This is a genomic window from Limnochorda pilosa (assembly GCF_001544015.1).
Classification (GTDB): domain Bacteria; phylum Bacillota; class Limnochordia; order Limnochordales; family Limnochordaceae; genus Limnochorda; species Limnochorda pilosa.
In genome coordinates this window covers 3,396,089-3,414,075 of sequence record NZ_AP014924.1, presented here as the reverse complement: position 1 = coordinate 3,414,075, position 17,987 = coordinate 3,396,089, and the positions used below count along the sequence as shown (strand labels likewise).

General features: G+C 70.9%; 14 protein-coding genes. 7 read left to right on the top strand and 7 right to left on the bottom strand.

Annotated elements, in window-relative coordinates; translation table 11 throughout:
- Window positions 1–15: 15 nt before the first annotated feature.
- From LIP_RS15260 to LIP_RS15240, 5 genes are all read right to left on the bottom strand, one after another.
- Window positions 16–393 carry a hypothetical protein gene (locus LIP_RS15260; RefSeq protein WP_068140306.1) on the bottom strand — a complete coding sequence of 126 codons (378 nt, stop codon included), beginning with the start codon at window positions 391–393 and terminating at the stop codon, window positions 16–18.
- A gap of 32 nt (window positions 394–425) precedes the next feature.
- Window positions 426–1,937 carry a SpoVR family protein gene (locus LIP_RS15255; protein WP_068140303.1) on the bottom strand — a complete coding sequence of 504 codons (1,512 nt, stop codon included), beginning with the start codon at window positions 1,935–1,937 and terminating at the stop codon, window positions 426–428.
- A complete protein-coding gene (yhbH, locus tag LIP_RS15250; protein WP_082726427.1) occupies window positions 1,934–3,118 on the bottom strand; it encodes a sporulation protein YhbH in 1,185 nt (394 codons plus the stop codon). The genes LIP_RS15255 and yhbH overlap by 4 nt, the downstream gene beginning before the upstream one ends.
- Before the next feature lie 97 nt (window positions 3,119–3,215).
- Complete coding sequence (locus tag LIP_RS15245) at window positions 3,216–5,111, bottom strand: PrkA family serine protein kinase (RefSeq protein ID WP_068140299.1); 1,896 nt, start codon at window positions 5,109–5,111, stop codon at window positions 3,216–3,218.
- 421 nt (window positions 5,112–5,532) lie between these two features.
- On the bottom strand, window positions 5,533–7,944 hold the full coding sequence (locus LIP_RS15240; RefSeq protein ID WP_068140296.1) for a Lon protease family protein: 2,412 nt from the start codon (window positions 7,942–7,944) through the stop codon (window positions 5,533–5,535).
- A 197-nt stretch (window positions 7,945–8,141) separates the two neighbouring features.
- Between LIP_RS15240 and LIP_RS15235 the strand changes: the two genes are divergently transcribed.
- Window positions 8,142–9,821: a GAF domain-containing sensor histidine kinase gene (locus LIP_RS15235; RefSeq protein WP_068140295.1), complete on the top strand. Its 1,680-nt coding sequence runs from the start codon at window positions 8,142–8,144 to the stop codon at window positions 9,819–9,821.
- A complete protein-coding gene (locus LIP_RS15230) occupies window positions 9,811–10,479 on the top strand; it encodes a response regulator (protein ID WP_068140292.1) in 669 nt (222 codons plus the stop codon). The genes LIP_RS15235 and LIP_RS15230 overlap by 11 nt, the downstream gene beginning before the upstream one ends.
- Here LIP_RS15230 and LIP_RS15225 read toward each other — a convergent pair.
- The gene (locus tag LIP_RS15225; protein WP_068140288.1) at window positions 10,476–11,888 is read right to left on the bottom strand and encodes a CCA tRNA nucleotidyltransferase; all 1,413 of its coding nucleotides are present in this window, start codon (window positions 11,886–11,888) and stop codon (window positions 10,476–10,478) included. The two genes, LIP_RS15230 and LIP_RS15225, sit on opposite strands and share 4 nt — an antisense overlap.
- Before the next feature lie 209 nt (window positions 11,889–12,097).
- Between LIP_RS15225 and LIP_RS15220 the strand changes: the two genes are divergently transcribed.
- Window positions 12,098–12,802, top strand: coding sequence for a hypothetical protein (locus LIP_RS15220; RefSeq protein WP_068140285.1), 705 nt, complete (start codon window positions 12,098–12,100; stop codon window positions 12,800–12,802).
- A 27-nt stretch (window positions 12,803–12,829) separates the two neighbouring features.
- Here the strand turns inward: LIP_RS15220 and LIP_RS15215 are convergent, their stop codons facing one another.
- Window positions 12,830–13,831, bottom strand: a complete 1,002-nt coding sequence (locus tag LIP_RS15215) for a zinc-dependent alcohol dehydrogenase family protein (protein ID WP_231699448.1) — start codon at window positions 13,829–13,831, stop codon at window positions 12,830–12,832.
- Window positions 13,832–14,246: 415 nt separating this feature from the next.
- Here LIP_RS15215 and LIP_RS15210 point away from each other — a divergent pair, with 415 nt between their 5' ends.
- From LIP_RS15210 to LIP_RS15195, 4 genes are read left to right on the top strand one after another with little or no spacing between them, the layout of a single operon-like run.
- Window positions 14,247–15,161, top strand: a complete 915-nt coding sequence (locus LIP_RS15210) for an NAD(P)-dependent oxidoreductase (RefSeq protein ID WP_068140283.1) — start codon at window positions 14,247–14,249, stop codon at window positions 15,159–15,161.
- A 23-nt stretch (window positions 15,162–15,184) separates the two neighbouring features.
- A complete protein-coding gene (locus LIP_RS15205; protein ID WP_068140281.1) occupies window positions 15,185–16,198 on the top strand; it encodes a P1 family peptidase in 1,014 nt (337 codons plus the stop codon).
- Window positions 16,199–16,227: 29 nt separating this feature from the next.
- Complete coding sequence (locus tag LIP_RS20155) at window positions 16,228–17,172, top strand: ABC transporter permease (RefSeq protein ID WP_068140275.1); 945 nt, start codon at window positions 16,228–16,230, stop codon at window positions 17,170–17,172.
- Window positions 17,169–17,987 carry an ABC transporter permease gene (locus LIP_RS15195; protein WP_068140273.1) on the top strand — a complete coding sequence of 273 codons (819 nt, stop codon included), beginning with the start codon at window positions 17,169–17,171 and terminating at the stop codon, window positions 17,985–17,987. The genes LIP_RS20155 and LIP_RS15195 overlap by 4 nt, the downstream gene beginning before the upstream one ends.

Genomic DNA, 17,987 nt, shown 5'->3' with positions numbered 1-17,987 from the left:
AAGGACGCGCCTGGGCTACACCTCACCGCCCTCCCGCTCGGCGATGACCCTGGCGCGCTCCACCCGTTCCTGGCCGGTGACGATGGTGAGCAGATACCCCTTCTCCCGGACCCCCACGTTCTCGGCCAGGCCGCTCGCGGCGGGGTCCGCGGCCATCAGGACGCCTTCGTCCTCGCCCGCGTCCTGGCTCCCCAGAGTGAGGTTGGCCAGGCTCGTGAAGTTGCCGGTGAGGGGATTGGTGAGGATGGACGCGCTCTCGGTGCCGTAGCGGCTCACCCGGTCGATCTGAAGCTCCTGGAAGCCCTCGCCCTCCAGGGCCCGCTTGGCACGCTCGGCCTGGGCCCGCGACGGGAAGTAGGCAAGGAGCGTGTGACGGTCTGGATCCTGGCGCACGGACGACCCCTCCCGGGGTAGTATGGCCAGGATCAGCGGACGGTGCTCTCCTGCCCGTCGAACGAGTGAAGGCGGTCCTTGCCGTTCTCGCGGGTGGCCAGGTGGACAGGCTTGCCCCAGAGCCGGTACACGTGCTCCAGGGTCTTCTGCGCGTAGCGGGCGTCCAGGTCGAGGCCCTCGTGCCGGTGCTGGAGGAGGAGCTCGCCGCGGCCCTGGTAGTCGCCGTCCTCCACCACGATGTAGGGGACCCCGCAGTGGGTGAGCTGGGCCACCAGGTGATCCCGAACCTTCTCCCAGTCCTTTTCGACCACCTGCCACCGCCCGTCCACCTGGGCGTAGAGGTAGAGATCCAACTCCTCCACCAGCTCCCGGGTGAGGTAGTTTCGGAGGAAGGAGACATCCGTCTCGGTCTCCCGGACCTCGAAGATCTTGGAGCGGCCCTCGCCCCCGCGGCGGCCGAAGCGCTCGCGCTCCTCAAGGGTCGGCTCGTTCCAGCGACGCTCGATGGATTCGAAGAGCTTCAGCCCCATCAGGTACGGGTTGATGCTGTAGGGCGAAGGCTGCACCACCCCCGCGTGCATCCGCGCGAACTCCACGGCGTCGGCTTCGCTCAGATCCAGCGAACGCATGAGCCGCACGTGGAAGAAGGAGGCCCATCCTTCGTTCATGATCTTGGTCTCCATCTGGGGCCAGAAGTAGAGCATCTCCTGCCGGACCATGAAGAGCACGTCCCTCTGCCAGGGCTCCAGGACCCGTGATTCCTCGGCCACGAAGCGCACCAGGTCCTTCACCGGCCGTTCGGGGAAGGTCCGGTGCGGGGGCCCCCCCGGCGCAGCCCGCCCCGCCTCCTTCCCGGCCGCCGTCCCTCCAGCCCCGGTCCGGTTCCCCTCGGGGCGCGGGTCGCCTCCGGGGAGGTACCGGTCCAACGCCCAGAGGTCCGAGTAGGGATCGCCGCCCTGCCGGCTCCCCGCCCCGCCGTCGTGCTCGCCTGGAGCCTTCCGGACTTTGGGCTTCGGATCGCGCCACTCGGGGCCCCGCCATGGGTTCCCATAGGGATCCACCTGGTCCTGGATGGCCAGGGCGGCATCCAGGATCGCCTCCACCGCCTCACGCCCGTAGGTGAACTCGTACGCCCGCATGCGCTCCGCGTCCACGGCCATGCTCTCCACCATGGTGCGCGAGGTATGCTGGAAGCGGCGGTTGTTCTTGAAGAAGTCCACGTGCGCGAGGACGTGGGCCGCGACCACCAGGTTCTGGAGCAGGGAGTTGCCCTCGAGCAGGAAGGCGTACGCAGGATCGGAGTTGATGACCAGCTCGTAGATGCGGCTGAGGTTGTAGTCGTACTGGGTCTTCATCCGCTGGTACGCCTTGCCGAAGCTCCAATGGGTGAACCGGTGGGGCATGCCGTACGCGCCGAAGGTGTACATCACCTCGGCCGGGACCAGCTCGAAGCGAACCGGAAAGAAGTCCAGCCCCATGGCCCGGGCCTGGCGTTCGATCCGCTCCAGCTGCTGCTCGAAGGTCCCGATCTCGGCGGGCGTCATCCTGCCAACCCCCCGGGGTGCGGGACCTCTTCCGAGCGGCGGAAGAAGCGCTTGAGGGCCGGATAGACCTCATCCTTGGAGCGGATCTGCACGCAGGTGAAGCGGGGATCCTCCAGCCGCTCGAAGGCGGACATGAGCGTGCTCTCACGGTAGTAGCGGCCGCTGGTGATCTCGCCGTAGCCCACGGCGCTCGAGCGCTCGATGAGCTCGCTCATCAGCTTCACGCAGCGGACGTTGTCGGATGGGAAGTTGTCTCCGTCGGAGAAGTGGAAGGGATAGATGTTGTAGTCCTCGGGCGGGAAGCGCTCCTCGACGATCTCCAGCGCCTTCTCGTAGGCGGAGGAGCACTTGGTGCCGCCCGACTCGCCCTTGGAGAAGAACTCCTCCTCGGAGACCTCCCGGGCACGGGTGTCGTGGGCGATGAAGACGATCTGCACCTGGTGGTAGCGGGTACGGAGGAAGCGCACCATCCAGAAGTAGAAGCTGCGGGCGATGTACTTCTCGAAGGTGCCCATGGAGCCCGAGGTGTCCATCATGGCCATCACCACCGCGGAGGTGGTGGTGCGCACCCGCTCCTCCCAGGTCTTGAAGCGCAGGTCCTCCCGCCGGATGCCCTGGAGCCCGCGGTGACCCTCCCGGGCCGCCCGCCGCAACGCCTCCAGGAGCGTGCGACGCTTGTCGACGTTGGCCTGGAGACCCTGCTTGCGCACGTCGGTGAACTCGGGGTAGGTGGACTCGATGTCAGCCCGGCGCTTCTGTTTCAGGTTGGGGAGCCCCAGGTCCTGGAAGATGAGCTCCGCCAGCTCGTCGACCGTCACCTCGGCCTCGTAGTAGTCGAAGCCGGGCTGGTCTCCCGCCCCGGGGCCCTGGCCCGGCGCCTGCGCGCCCTTGGCCGGGCGGGCGGGGCCGAGCACCTTGCCCACCTCGGTGCCTCCCTGGCCCGAACCAGCGTGCTCGCCCTGGTGGGGATCGAAGCGGAACTTGTACTCCTCCAGCGAGCGGATGGGTACCTTGACCACCTTCCGCCCGTCGGACATGATGATGCTCTCCTCGCTCACCAAATCGGCCAGGTTCTCGCGGATGGCCTCGCGTACCTTCTCCTGGTGCCGCTTCTGGTCCATCTCGCCCTGGCGATGGAGCGACCAGTCGTCTCTTGAGACCAGGAAGGAGCGGGGATGCACGGAGATCCCTCCTCGACGCGACGCCCTAGCTCGGACGACGGCGTCTCCAAGCCCCGGCACGACGCCGCGTGGGCGCCGGCGCGGGTGTCCGGTCCCGCTAGCGGTTCAGCAGGCTTCCTGCGTAGCGCAGGAGCTCGTTGGCGCAGACGTCGCAGTAGCCGTGCTCGTCCATGAGCCGTGCCATGACCTCGTTGATCTTCTTGAGCTGCTCGGGGTCGGGAGTCTTGGTGGACGTGGTGATCTTGATGACGTCCTTCAGGTCGGCGAAGAGCTTCCGCTCGATCGCCTCGCGCAGCCGCTCGTGGGAGGTGTAGTCGAAGCGCTTGCTCCGGCGGGCGTAGCTGGACATGCGGATCAGGATCTCTTCCCGGAAGCTCTTCTTGGCGTTCTCCGAGACCCCGATCTGCTCCTCGATGGAGTGCATGAGCTTCTCGTCCGGCTCCATCTCCTCGCCGGTGATGGGGTCCTTCACCTTTTGCCAGTTGCAGTACGCCTCGACGTTGTCCAGGTAGTTCTCGAAGAGGGTGCGGGCGGACTCCTCGAAGGAATAGACGAAGGCCTTCTGGACCTCCTTCTTGGCCAGCTCGTCATACTCCTGGCGGGCGACGGCCACGAAGCCGAGGAGCCGGTCCTTCTGGTCGTCGGTGATGGAGGGGTGCTGGTCCAGGCCTTCCTTCAGGGCGCGGAGCACGTCGAGGGGGCCGATGCACCGGCGGTCGCGCACCACGAAGGCGCTGGAGATGCGGTTGATCACATAACGGGGGTCGACGCCGTCCATGCCCTCGTTGGGGAACTCGTTCCGGAGCTCCTCCACGTCCTTGGGCTTGAACCCTTCGACCTCCTCGCCGTCGTAGAGCTTCATCTTCTTGACCAGGTCCATCCCCTGTTTCTTCGACGGCTTGAGACGGGAGAGCACCGAGAAGATGGCCGCCACCCTCAGCGCGTGGGGTGCCATGTGCACGTCTCGCAGGTCCGACTGGCGGACGAGCTTCTCGTAGATCCGCACCTCGTCGGAGACCCGCAGGTTGTAGGGGATGGGCATGACGATGATCCGGGAGTGGAGCGCCTCGTTCTTCTTGTTGGCGATGAAGGCCCGGTACTCTTCCTCGTTGGTGTGGGCGATGATGCACTCGTCGGCCGAGATGAGGGCGAAGCGGCCAGCCTTGAAGTTCCCCTCCTGGGAGAGGGAGAGCAGGTTCCAGAGGAACTTCTCGTCAGCCTTGAGCATCTCCTGGAACTCCATGATCCCCCGGTTCGCGATGTTCAGCTCGCCGTCGAAGCGGTAGGCGCGCGGGTCGGACTCGGACCCGTACTCGGTGATGGTGGCGAAGTCGATGCTGCCCGTCAGGTCGGCGATGTCCTGGCTCTTGGGGTCCGAGGGCTGGAAGGTTCCGATGCCCACCCGGCTCTCCTCGGAGAAGACGATCCGGTGGACAGGGACCTCCTCGATCTGGTCGTTGTACCGCTCCTTGACCATCAGCTGGCACGAGGGGCAGAGGGAGCCCTCGATCTTGATGGCGAAGTCCCGCTCCACCTCGGGGCGCAGGTCGGGCGGGATCAGGTGGAGCGGATCCTCGTGCATGGGGCAGCCCTTGATCGCGTACACCGCTCCGTCCCCATCGCGGGTGTACTGGGTCAGGCCGCGCTTGAGTAGATTGACGATGGTGGACTTGCCGCCGGAGACAGGCCCCATCAGCAACAGGATGCGCTTGCGCACATCCAGCCGCCGGGCGGCGGCGTGGAAGTACTCCTCCACCAGGCGCTCCAGGGGCCGCTCGAGCCCGTAGAGCTCCTGCTCGAAGAAACGGTACCGCCGGTGCTCGCCCACCTCTTCCACACCGTGGGAGACGATCATATCGTAGATGCGGGCATGCGCGTGGCGCGCCAGCTTCGGGTCTCGGGTGACCCTCTCGAAGTACTCGGCGAAGGTGCCTTCCCAGGAGAGGTGGTGTTCCTGCTGGCGGTACTCCTCCAAACGCTTCGCAAGATCCAAGGAGTTTCACCCTCCCTCATGTAGGGTCCCGGTCTCGAGGAGCTCGGTTGTGCCGATCTGGGAGAGTAACGCCCGGTCAACTGCTCATGGACGCTGCAGGACGCCGAAACGACCGGTGGGTGCACGAGGCCGCGGCCCCGAGGGGACCCCGGCCGGTTGCGTGACGTTCAGGGCAGGATGTGTGCTGCGATCTTGGCTGGAAGGAATTGGACCCTGTGGCAGCTCGACAGATTCCGAATCTTACTCGTGAAATCCTATGGGTCCTTTTTCGGTTGATTCGCCGCCACCGGCAGCAATCCTCCTGCCTGAGGCGTCCAAATTGTGCCAGTCTGCCGGGCTGACCGGCACCGTCGCCGCCGCTCCGTTGGTAGGATGATCCCTGGTCTGGTAGATATACGCATCGGAGGTGCCCGCTGGAACTTTACCTGCGGCTGGCTGGACGGCCTGTCTGGAGCATTGTACGGGCGTGGGCTTCCAGGCGCTCCTCCACCCGGGCATTTACAGAACCTTCGGGGAACCGCCCGGTCCCGTCCCGCTCACCGGCAGGCACCCCTGTGAGCAGCTCGAGCCCCTGATCCACGTGGTCGATGGCGTACAGGTGGAAGCGCCCCGCCTGAACCGCGCCGGCCACGTCGGGCCGGAGCGTGAGGTGCTGCACGTTTCGCAGGGGCAGGATCACCCCCTGCTCGCCGGTGAGGCCGGCCGCGAGGCAGAGGTCGTAGAAGCCCTCCACCTTTTCGGTGACGCCCCCGACAGGCTGGATCCGCCCGTGCTGGTCGACGGAGCCGGTGACGGCCAGGTCCTGCCGGAGAGGAAGCCCCGACAAGGCCGAAAGCAGGGCGTAGGTTTCGGCGCTGGAGGCGCTGTCGCCGTCCACCTCCTCGTAGCTCTGCTCGAAAGCGAGCCTGGCCGAGAGGGCGAAGGGGAACCGCCGGGCGTAGCGTCCTCCCACGAAGCCCGAGAGGATGAGAACGCCCTTGCTGTGGCTCCGCCCCGAGAGCTTCGCCTCGCGCTCGATGTCCAGCACGCCCTCCTCACCCATCCAGACCCGGCAGCTGATACGGGTCGGACGGCCGAACCGGTGCTCGCCCAGGTCGTGGACGGCGATGCCGTTCACCTGGCCGATCACCCGGCCCGCCAGCTCGATGCGTAGCGTGCCTTCCAGGATCACGTCGCGCAGGCGCTCCTCCACCCGGTTGGACCGGTAGACCTTCTCGGCCACGGCCCGCTCCACATGCCGGGCCCGAACCAGGGGATCGCCGTCCGCGGCGGCCCAGGCGTCGGCCTCGGTGAGGATCTCGGTAACCTCGTTGAAGCGGGTGGAGAGCCGGGTCTGGTCGCCCACCAGCCGGCAGCTTTGCTCCACCACCCGGCAGACGGCTTCCCGCTCCAGGTGCCGGAGCCCCTGGGCCCGGCAGTAGGAGCTGACGAAGGCCGCGTACTTCTGCAGGTTCCCGTCGGTCAAGGGCATGGAGACGTCGAAGTCGGCCCGGATCTTGAAGAGCTTGCGGAACTCCTGGTCCTGCTGGGCCAGCAGGTGGTAGGTGAGGGGCAGCCCGATGAGGATCACCTTCACCCGCAGGGGGACCGGCTCCGGCTGGAGGCTGCGGGTGGCGACCATCCGGAAGGGCTCGCCCGGCTCCTCCACCCGCACCTCGCCCGTGCGGAGGGCGCGTTTCAGCGCCTCCCACGCGTGGGGCGCCCGCAGGAGGTCCTCGGCCTGGGCGATGAGGTACCCGCCGTTGGCCCGGTGGAGCGCCCCGGCCTTGATCATGCGGAAGTCGGTGGCGAAGGAGCCCATGCGGCCCTCGTACTCCAGCTTCCCGGTGAGGTTGGGCTGGGTGGGGTTCGATTCCACCACCACGGGGGCGCCCCGCTCCTCCGGATGGGTCACCAGCAGGTTCACCTCGTAGCGGTTCAGGGAGGGCGAGGCCTGACGGGCCTGCCCGTCGCCCGTCGAGCCGGAGGTTCCGTCTCCGTCCACGAACAGGTCCAGGTGGGCGATGAGGTCCTCCTGCACCGCGTCCAGGTAGCGAAGCATCTTGGGAAGGCCGGCGTAGGCCTCCTTCAGCTCCTCCACCAGGGGTTGCACAATGAGAAGCCCCACCTGGCGATCGAGCAGCGCGACCCGCTCGCGGGCCTCCCGCTCGAGGCGGCGGACCTCTCGGATCACCTGCTGCATCTGCGCCTGGACCAGCTTGTTCCGCTGCTCGTAGCCGCGCTTCGCCTCGGCGGGCAGTCGCTCGTACGCCTCCTGGTCCAGGGGCTCTCCCGAGGCGTCCAGCGGGAGGGTGACGTAACCCGCGGGCGTGCGGCGGATGGCGAAGCCCTGGGCCCGGGCCTCCGCCTCCAGCCGGCGGACCCGCTCCTGGGTGGCATCCTGGACCTCCTCCAGGATGGCGTCCTTCTGCCGGTCGTAGGCGACCCCGCTGAAGGTGCGGGGGACCTCGGCCTGAACCTCGCGCACCAGCCGCTGCATCCGGTCCCGGAAGAGGGGGCCCTGGCCGGGAGGCAGCTCCAGGGCCCAGGGCTCGTCGGGCTGGTGGAAGTTGTGGACGTAGCACCAGTCGGAAGGGGTGGGCTCCTGGGACGCGCGGCCCCGGGCCAGCTTCTGGGCGTAGGTGCTCCGCCCGGAGCCCACGACGCCGGTGATGAAGATGTTGTACCCGGCCTTGCGCAGTCCCAGGCCGAACTCCATGGCCCTCACGGCCCGTTCCTGCCCGATGAACTGGTCGAGGGGCTCGACCTCCTCGGTGGTGGCGAACGAGAAGACCTCCGGCGGGCAGGTACGGCGCACCTGGCCCGCCTCCAGCCGATAGCGCCCTGGGTCCACGGCGGCGCCCTCCCCCGGGGTGGAATGATGCAACCTTCTCTCAGGGTGGGGCGAGTCCTTCCGGGCAGGGCCCTGCGCCCAGCGCGGAGACCCCCCGCAGGCCGAAAGGCCCGCCCCGCCTCCGTCCAAGGTCGGAAGGAACGGGACCCCCGGGGTGGAATCCTCGCGCACCGATGGGGACGACGGGGAGGATGCCGATGGGCGAGGCGTGGGGGCTCCGCGAGCTCCACACGTTGAAGGCGCTGGCGGAGGCGTTGAACGAGCAGGCGACCCTGGGGGAGGCCCTGGAGGCCGCGCTGGCCCGCCTCCTGGAGATGACGGGGCTGCAGACGGCCTGGGTCTTCCTGGACGAGAAGGGCGACGGCCGGCTCCTACGGGCTACCGCTGGCCGCAACCTCCCGCCCGCGCTGGAGGCGGACGACCGGCGCGCCCTCCGGGCCGGATGGTGCGACTGCCAGGAGCTCTACGCCGAGGGGCGCCTGGAGCGGGCCACCAACATCCTCACCTGCAGCCGCCTGCACAAGGCGCGGGCCGACACCGCCGGCCTGGTCTACCATGCAAGCGCCCTCATCCGGTGCAAGGGGAAGCCCGTGGGCATCCTCAACGTGGCCGGGCCCGGCCGGGAGACCTTCACCGAAGAGCGGCTGGAGCTCCTGGCGGCGGTGGCCTCCCTGGTGGGGGCGGCGGTGGAGCGGGCCCGGCTCCTGGTCTCGGCGGAGCTGCGGGCGGGGCAGTTCCAGCGCCTGGCGCAGCTCGCCAGGGCCATGGGCAAGGTCACCCGCCGGCCGGAGCTGGCCGAGGGGCTTCCCCAGTGGGTGGTGGATGGTTTCGGCTTCGACGCCGCCGCGCTCTGGCTGGCCGGCGAGGGTGGGTTCAGGCTGGCCGCCGCGAGCCCCTGGCTTCGGGTGAAGCTCGCGGGCCGCGCGCGCGAGGCACCTCCCCCCGAAGCGACCGCTCGCCGGCTGGCGGAGGCGGCTGCCCGTCCCGAGGCCCTGGTGCTCCAGGACCTGCGCCGCATTCCCGTGAAGGAACGGGGGAACGTGTGGCGGGGAAGCCGGTCCTTGGCCCTTTTCCCGGTGGTGGCCGGCGGCTCCCCGGTGGGGGTCCTTCAGGTGGAAGGACGGCGCACGGGCGCGTTCGGATCCAGTGAGGTGGACCTGCTCTCGGCCTTCGTGGCCCAGGCGGGGGCGGTCTGGGAGAGCCTCCTCTGGCAGCGCCGCCGCCGGGAGCTGGCCCGCGCCGAGGAACGACGGCGCGTCGCCCGGGAGCTCCACGACTCGGTGAGCCAGCGCCTCTTCTCCCTGAAGCTCTCGGCCCGGGCCGCCCGGCGCCTGATGCGTTCCGAACCCGACCGCGCCCAGGGGATCCTGGCCCAGGTGGAGGAGCTGGGGGGCAGCGCGCTGGCCGAGATGCGGCGACTCGTGGAACAGCTCCGCCTCGAACCCGCGGCGGAAGGACTGGCCGGCGAGCTGCGCCGCTGGGTGGATTCGCTCTTCGTTCCCGAACGCCAGCGGGTGGAGGTGGAGGAGGAAGGGCCTTCCCTGGGGGACCCGTCGCCTCCCGTGCGTCAGGCCGCGCTGCGCATCGCGCAGGAGGCGGTTGGAAACGCCCTGCGGCACGCGGGGGAGGTGCCCGTCCGTGTGCGCCTGCGCTGGAGTCCGGACCACCTGACGCTCACCGTGACCGATCGGGGTCTTGGGTTCGACCCCCGCGCGCGGTCCCGTCAGGGAGGCCTGGCGAACATGAGGACCCGGGCCCGGGAGGTGGGGGGACGCCTCCGGATCGTCAGTCGTCCAGGGCGAGGCACCCGGGTGGAGGCCCAGCTGCCCCTGCGGCCCCGGCCTTCGCCAGAAGGGGGGAACGGACGTGGGTCCTGATCACGGTGAGCCCATCCGGATCCTGGTGGTCGACGACCACGCGGTGGTCCGCCAGGGCCTGCGGACCTTTCTGGAGATCCAGCCCGACCTGCTCCTTGCGGGCGAGGCCTCATCGGGCGAGGAGGCGCTGCCGCTGGCCCGCCTCACCCTGCCCGACGTGGTCTTGATGGACCTGATCCTGCCCGGGATGGACGGGGTGGAGGCGACCCGGCGGTTGCTCGCCCAGCAGCCTGGCTGCCGGGTGGTGGTGCTCACCTCCTTTGGGGAGGAGGGCCGGGTGCTCTCAGCCCTGGAGGCGGGTGCGGCCGGCTACCTGCTGAAGACCGTGGACCCGGACCGCCTGGTGGCGGCGGTGCGCGAGGCAGCGGCGGGCGGCTCACCTCTGAGCCCCGAGGTCTCCCGCCGGATCCTGGCCCACATGCAGCGGCCCACGGGGCTTCAGCCGGGAGCGGCCCTGACGTCCCGGGAGCGCCAGGTGCTGGATGGGGTGACCGCGGGGCTTTCCAACAAGGAGATCGCGGCGCGCCTGGGAATCGGGGAGAAGACGGTGAAGAGCCACCTCACCCACGTTTTCGCCAAGATGGGCGTCGAAGGCCGTACCCAGGCGGCTTTGGAAGCTGTGCGCCGGGGCCTGGCCGGGGGCGGCGCTCCCCGCTAGCCCTGGCCGTGGTGGGCCGGGGGGAGTTCCCGGATCAGGCCGGCCAGCCGCTCGGGCGTGTTGAGGGAGGGGTCGTCGAGCACCCGATCCAGCAGCCAGGAGAGGGCGCGCCCCACCTCGGGCCCTGGGCCGATGCCCAGGAGCTCCATCACCCGGTGGCCGTCCACGGCCAGGTCGTGGACGGTGAAGGCCGAGGCTTCCGCCGCCACCTCGGCCAGCATCTGCTCGAGCCGGTCGGCGAAGGGGTTCTCGGGGCCGTGGCCGCTCGCCAGGTGGTCGGCGCGGCGCAGGGCGATGAGCCGGCGCACCCACGCCTCGCCCGTCTCCTCATCCTCGAGCCGAGGGGCCTGAGCCATCCACCGGCGGACCGCCTTCTTTCCGAGGTCGGAGCCCGACACCATGTGCCAGCGCACCAGGCTCACCACCGCCTCCCGGCGCCGCCGGTCCAGCTTCAGGCGCTGGCAGACGTCTCCGGCCATCACGGCCCCCTCCACGTCATGGCCGTAGAAGGTCAGCCGCTCGCGCCCGGAGGGCGCCCACTGCCTCTGGGCCGTCTGGGGCTTGGCCACGTCGTGGAGGAGCGCGGCCAGGCGCACCACCGGATCGGGCGGGCAGGCGGAGACGGTCTGGATCACGTGCTCCAGCAAGGTTCGGGCGTTGGGCTTCCCCTGTGGGAACGCCCTGGCGGGGGCGAGCTCGGGGATGGCCGCACTGAGAAGGCCGAGCCAGCTCGCCTCGCGGAGCGCCCTGCCCGCGTGGGGTCCCACCAGCAGCCGCAGCAGCTCGTCCCGGATCCGCTCGCCGCTCAGGAGGGGCAGGCGACCGGCCAAGGCCCGGGCGGCCTGCCGGGTCCGCGGGTCGATGCGGAAGCCCAGCTCGGCCACCAGCCGGACGGCCCGGAGGCTCCGGAGCGGATCCTCGTGCAGGCGGGCGAAGGGGTCGCCCACGGCTCGGATCACGCCCCGCCGGAGGTCGTCGAGCCCGCGCGCGAGGTCCACCAGCTCGCCCCGCAAGGGCTCGTACGCCAGGGCGTTGATGGTGAAGTCCCGTCGGGCCAGGTCCGGCTCGAGCCGGTCGGCGAAGGCGACACGGCCGGGCCTGTGGGCATCCCGGTACTCCAGGTCGATCCGGAAGGTGGTCACCTCCACCCCGTCGCCCGGGTCGAGACCCTGCAGGGGCACCGTCACCGTGCCGAAGGCGATGCCGGTGGGGCGCGCTTCGGGGAAGAGGTCGAGCACCTGAGGGGGGCGTGCGTCCGTGGCGACGTCCCAATCGCGTGGGGGACGTCCCAGGAGGCTGTCGCGCACGCACCCCCCCACCAGGTAGACCTGGAAGCCTGCCCCCGCCAGGTGCCGGCAGACCGCCTCCACGGCCGCTGGTACGTGGATGGTTTGGACCGGCTGGGTCACGCTCTGCCCCCCTCTCCGCCCCGGGATCCGCCTCTTCAGCATAACCGCCCGGACGCAGGGCCGCAACGCAGGTCCGAACGCCCTGAAGGGCCCGGGGCGCGAGCGGGCCGGGAGGCTCCGGGGGATCCGGGTCGAATGATACCTCTCGGGGCCGGGGCGGGCGCTGGGATCTCAGCCCGAGGACCCCTGGCCCCGGGGGAGAGGGCGGCGTGATCTATCCGACGATGGTTGCTTTGATCTCTTTGGTCTTCTCCGTTGCGTTGGCCCGCCAGTACGCGGCGCGCCGGAAGCCCCACCAGCTCTTCTGGACCCTGGCTCTGGTCTCGGGGTTCCTGGGGGCTGTGGGATACCTGGCCGCAGCCCGGGGAAGCGCCGCGGGTTTCCGGCTCTACTACCTCGCGGGTGCACTCTGGATGGCTCCCGTCATGGGCCTGGGCAGCGTCTACCTCCACTTCGCGCGGACGTGGCGGCGGGCCGTCGCCGCGGCGGTGGCGGTGCTCGGGCTGGTGGCCAGCGCGGGCGTGGCGGTGGCACCCCTGGACGTGCAGGCGCTGGCGGCGTTGGAGGGTGGTCCGGGCCAGCACGTTCTGGACCTGGGAGGGCCGGCCCTGGCTTCGCTCATCGTCTTGAACACCTTTGGGCTGGTGGCCGTGGCCGGCCTGGCGATCCTCTCGGCCCTCCGCATGCGGAGGCACGCCGGCGGCGGCGGCTTCGTTCTGGGGAACGTGCTCCTGGCCGCCGGCGTCATCCTCCTGGGCATGGCCGGGAGTCTGGCCAGGGTGGGGGTTCCGGGCGGCTTCTGGCTCTTGATGGCGCTGGGGTTCCTCATCCTCTACGTGGGATTCGTGCGCATCACCGCCGCCACGGCCCGCCAGGAGGTCGATCGGGCGGAGCGGCCCGCGACCGGGAGCTGACTGGTTCGGGAGGGGACCAGGCGCCGATCACGGCGGGCTCACCCGGAGCACCCCCGCGCCCTGGATCCGGGCCGCCTTCAGATCGTCCAGGGCCGCCGGGGCCGCCTCGAAAGGATAGACCCGAACGTGCGGGCGGATCGGGATGCGGGCGGCCAGCTCGAGGAACTCGAAGGCGTCGCGGCGGGTGGCGTTGGCCACGCTGCGGAGGGTTCGTTCGCCGTACAGGAGGCTGTAGGGGAAGGCAGGGATGCGGTCCAGGTGGACCGCGTTGACGGCCAGGGTGCCCCCCGGACGCAGGTGCGCGAGGGCCTGAGGGATCAGGTCGCCCACGGGGGCGAAGAGCACCGAGCGGTCCAGGACCGCGGGCGGTCGCTCCGAGGCCGGCCCCGCCCAGACCGCGCCCAGCTCCCGGGCCAGGGCCCGGTGTTCCTCGCTCCGGCTGAAGACGTAGACCGGGCACTCCCAGTGGCGGGCCACCTGGAGGGCCAGGTGGGCCGACGCGCCGAAGCCGTAGAGGCCCAACCGCTCCCCCGGCACCAGCCCCGCCACCCGGAGCGAGCGGTAGCCGATGATCCCGGCGCAGAGCAGGGGAGCCGCCTCCTCGGGGGTGAAGCCATCGGGGATCGGTACCACGAAGTCCGCCGGCGCCACCAGGTACTCGGCGCAGCCCCCATCGACATGGAGCCCGGTGAACCGGGCGGAGGGGCAGAGATTCTCCTCGCCGCGCCGGCACGCGTCGCAGCGACCGCACGCCTCGTAGAGCCATGGAACCCCCACCCGGGTGCCCCGGGCCAGGGAGCCGCCGGTGGGGACCCCAGGCCCGACCGCGTCCACCCGGCCGACCACCTGGTGGCCCGGCGTCACCGGGAGCCTGGGGAGCTCCAGTTCCCCCTCCACCGTGTGGAGGTCGGTGTGGCAAAGGCCGCAGACCTCCACCCGCACCCGCACCTCGCCCGGGCCAGGCTCAGGCATCGGCCGCTCCGCTGATCGCAAGGGTTGACCGGCGAGAGGGCCTGGCTCGACCAGCACCCACGCGCGCACTCAGGGTCACCTCCGGAGTCTCGTCTCTCTCCATTCTACCGGAGGGGATCGGCGAGGGCGACCACCTCTGGGAACAGCCGCCGCCAGGACCCTGCGGCTCGCGCTGCCCCCGCGTGGCCGTGCGGGCGCGATAAAGGGAGCAGGCGCTTCCCAGGCCGAGGAGTGGGGCGCTGGTCCGGTGAAGGTTGGGGGAGGGTTGGCAGGGGCTCCTGGACACCCGGCCCCCACTCTGGTAAGAATTTGAAGAGCGGAAGCGAAGCAAGCCCGGCCGCCGCGCCAGGGGAGACGCGGCCTGTCGGGTGCGCCCGACTCGGCCCGGTCACGCGCCCAACGCGTCGCCGGGCCGTTCGGCATGGGACGGATAAGGCCGGACCCGGCCGGCGACCCGGAAGGAGGAAGGGGAATGGCCGCGGTGGGCTGGCAGGAGGCCGTGGGCGTCATCGGGCTGGGACAGATGGGGGGAGGCATGGCCCGCTTCCTGTCCGGGCAGGTGGCAACCTTCGGTTACGACGTGAGGCCCGAAGCCCGCGAGGCGCTGAGCAGAGCGGGGGGCCGGAGCTGCTCGAGCCTCGAGGAGCTCGCGGCCGCGAGCCGGGTCTGGGTGAGCAGCCTGCCCGATGGGGCGGCCGTTCGCACCGCCTGCCTGGGGCCTAGGGGCCTCGAGTCCCTGGGGAGGCCGGGGGACATCCTGGTGGAGTTGAGCACCATCAGCCCCGACGAGATCCGCGAGGTGGCCGCCCGCCTGGAAGCGCGCGGCATGGCGGTGGTCGATGGTTCGGTCACCGGGGGGCCGGAGGAGGCGGCCACCGGGCGCATGACCGTGCTGGCGGCGGGGGAGCCCGGACTGCTGGGGCGGGTGAGACCCCTCCTGGAGCTTCTGGGCGAACACGTTCACCTGCTGGGTGCGGTGGGTGAGGCGAAGGCCGTTAAGCTGGTGAACAACGTCATGTCCCTGGGCAACGTGCTGGTGGCGGCCGAGGCGTTCACCCTCGGTCTCAAGGCCGGCGTGCCGGCCGAGCGCCTCTATGCGATCCTTTCCACGGCCGGCGGACGCTCGGATCACTTCGTGCGGCGCTTTCCCCGGGCGATCCGGGGGGACCTGGCGCCCGGTTTCGCGCTGGCCCTGGGCGTGAAGGACCTGCGACTGGCCCTGGACTTCGCCCGGCAGGCGGGGAGCCCCCTGCCCGCGACCGCCGTCATGGAGGAGCTCTACGCCATGGCCTGCCGTGCGGGCCGGGGCGAGCAGGATTTCGTGGCCATCCTGGCGCAATACCGGGAGTGGGCGGGCATGGCGCCGCAGGCGGACCGCGAGGCCTGAGAGACCACGAGTGGGGGCGCGCGATGCATCCGGGTAGCACCAACAGTCTCACCGACGTGCGCGGCCTGAAGGTTGGGCACGCCACGGACCTGGACCGCCTCACGGGGACCACGGTGATCCTCTGCGAGGCGGGGGCCGTGGCAGGGGTGGACGTGCGGGGATCGGCGCCCGGGACGCGGGAGGTCGCCCTCCTGGACCCCGTCCACCTGGTGGAACGGGTGCACGCGGTGGTCCTGAGCGGCGGCAGCGCCTTCGGGCTGGACGCGGCGGGGGGTGTCCTGCGCGTCCTGGCCGACCGGGGGGTTGGCCTGCCGGTGGGGTCCGGCCGGGTGGTTCCCATCGTGCCCGCGGCCATCCTCTTCGACCTGGGCCGCGGCCGGGTGGACCGGCCGCCAGGTCCGGACGACGGCGAGGCGGCGGTGCGGGCGGCCCTGGCACCCTCGGGAGCGGGCCCCGTGCCCCAGGGGAACGTGGGCGCCGGCACAGGGGCGGTGGTGGGAGGGTTGAAGGGCGGGGTGGGGAGCGCCAGCGTGGTGCTGGCTGACGGAGCCACGGTAGCGGCCCTGGTCGCGGTGAACGCCCTGGGTCTGCCCTGCGACCCGCGGACGGGGGAGATCTACGCTCGTTTCCTGGAGCTGAACGGCGAATTCGGAGGTCTCCGGCCGCCCCGGCCGGACGAGCCGGCGCTGCCCCTCCCGGACCCCATGGCCGGTCCGTTCCTGGCCGGCAGCCAGACCACCCTCGGCGTCGTGGCCACCGACGCCGCGCTCTCCAAGCCGCAGGCCGCCAAGCTGGCCCAGATGGCTCACGACGGGCTGGCCCGGGCGATCCGGCCGTCCCACACCATGTTCGACGGAGACACGTTCTTCGCCCTGGCCACGGGGCAAGGGGCGGCGGTGGACCCGGCCGCCCTGAGCCGCCTGGGCGCCGCGGCGGCAGACGCGGTGAGCCGGGCGGTGATCCATGCCGTGTTGCGGGCCGAAAGCGTCGGCTCCCTGCGGCGCTACCTGGACCGGTTTCCCACGGCCCGGGGGTAACCCCGGCCCTGGCAGGGAGCCTTGAGCCCGTGCAAAGCTACCTCATTCGTCGAGCTTTCACCTTTGCCCTCACCCTCCTCCTGGCGGCCACCCTGAGCTACCTGGTGTTGCTGGTGCTGCCGGGTGATCCGGCCCGTCTGATGCTGGGGCTCGACGCCTCGCCCGATGCGTTGGGCGCGCTCCGCCGCCAGCTCGGCCTCGACCGGCCGGTGCCCGTCCGGTACCTGGCTTGGCTGGGCGACCTGGTTCGGGGGGATCTGGGAACCTCCCTCCTCTACCGGGTTCCCGTGCGAGAGCTGCTGGCCTCGGGGCTGGCGGTCACCGGACCCCTGGCCCTGGGGGCCATGCTCCTGGCAGCGCTGGTGGCGGTCCCCCTGGGCACCGTGGCCGCGGTGCGCAGGGGCGGCCCTCTGGACGTGGCGGTGAGCGGCGCAAGCCAGGTGGGCCAGGCCCTTCCCTCCTTCTGGCTCGGGCTTTTCCTGATCCTCATCTTCTCGGTGCGGCTCGGGTGGCTGCCCGCCGGCGGCTTCCCACCCTGGTCCCAGGGGTTCTGGGGGGCAGCGGGAGCGCTGGTGTTGCCGGCGTTGGCCCTGGCCGCCGGCCGGGCGGCCTCCATGTCCCGCATGGTGCGGGCGAGCCTGGCCGATGCGCTGGAAGAGGAGTACGTGCGAACGGCAAAGGCCAAGGGGCTGCCGGGGCGCCGCGTGGTGCTCCGCCACGGCCTTCGCAATGGCGTCATCCCGGTCCTCACCCTGACGGGCACCGAGCTCACCCAGCTCCTGGCGGGCAGCGTGGTGGTGGAGAACCTCTTTTCGCTGCCCGGCCTGGGAAACCTGGCCCTGCAGGGCATCGGGGCCCGGGACCTTCCCTTGGTTCAAGGAGTGGTGCTCCTCGCGGCCGCCGCCGTGCTCCTCACCAGCCTGGTGCTGGACGTCCTCTACGCCGTCCTGGACCCGAGGATCCGATACCGATGAGGATCGGTCGGCGGCGGCCGTGGAACCTGGTCGTAGGGGCGGCGCTGGTCGCGACGGTGGTAACCGCCGCCTGCGTCAGCCTCGTCTACGTGCCGCACGATCCTAACCGGATGGCCATCGACCAGCGGCTGGCCCCGCCCAGCCTGGCCCATCCGCTGGGAACGGACCCCTTCGGCCGGGACCTCTTGAGCCGGATCCTGGTGGGAGCCCAGACCACCCTCTGGGTGGGCGTGCTCGCGGTGAGCATCGGCATGGCGGCCGGGCTGGCTCTGGGCGCGGCGGCTGGCCTGGGAGGGCGGTGGGCCGATGAAGCTCTGATGCGCCTGACCGACGCGCTGGCCGCCTTTCCGCCCCTGTTGCTGGCCCTGATGCTGGTTGCGGTGATGGGCGCCGGAGTGACCAGCGCGATGGTGGCCATCGGCGTGGCCACGGTGCCGGCCTTCGCCCGCCTCACCCGGGCCGGACTCCTGACCCTGCGGGAAAGCGGGATGGCGGAGGCTGCCCGGGCTGCCGGGGCCGGCGGGTGGCGCCTCTTCACCCGCCACCTGCTGCCCAACCTGCTTCCGGTGCTCCTGGTGGAGGCCAGCCTCAGCTTCGCCAACGCGGTGCTGGCCGAGGCGGCCCTGAGCTATCTGGGGCTTGGGACCCAGCCCCCGTGGCCGAGCTGGGGGCGCATGCTCCGGGAAGGCCAGAGCTTCATCGCCCTGTCGCCCTACCCGGCGCTCATGCCCGGCCTGGCCGTGGCCCTCACGGTGCTGGGGCTCAACCTGCTGGGCGACGGCCTCCGCGACCGCATGAACCCCCGGCGGGGGTGA

Coding starts and splice junctions, on each gene's coding strand:
- LIP_RS15255 (WP_068140303.1), bottom strand. CDS start 1,937: ATGACGCCCGCCGAGATCGGGACCTTCGAGCAGCAGCTGGAGCGGATC.
- LIP_RS15235 (WP_068140295.1), top strand. CDS start 8,142: ATGGGCGAGGCGTGGGGGCTCCGCGAGCTCCACACGTTGAAGGCGCTG.
- LIP_RS15195 (WP_068140273.1), top strand. CDS start 17,169: ATGAGGATCGGTCGGCGGCGGCCGTGGAACCTGGTCGTAGGGGCGGCG.
- LIP_RS15210 (WP_068140283.1), top strand. CDS start 14,247: ATGGCCGCGGTGGGCTGGCAGGAGGCCGTGGGCGTCATCGGGCTGGGA.
- LIP_RS15205 (WP_068140281.1), top strand. CDS start 15,185: ATGCATCCGGGTAGCACCAACAGTCTCACCGACGTGCGCGGCCTGAAG.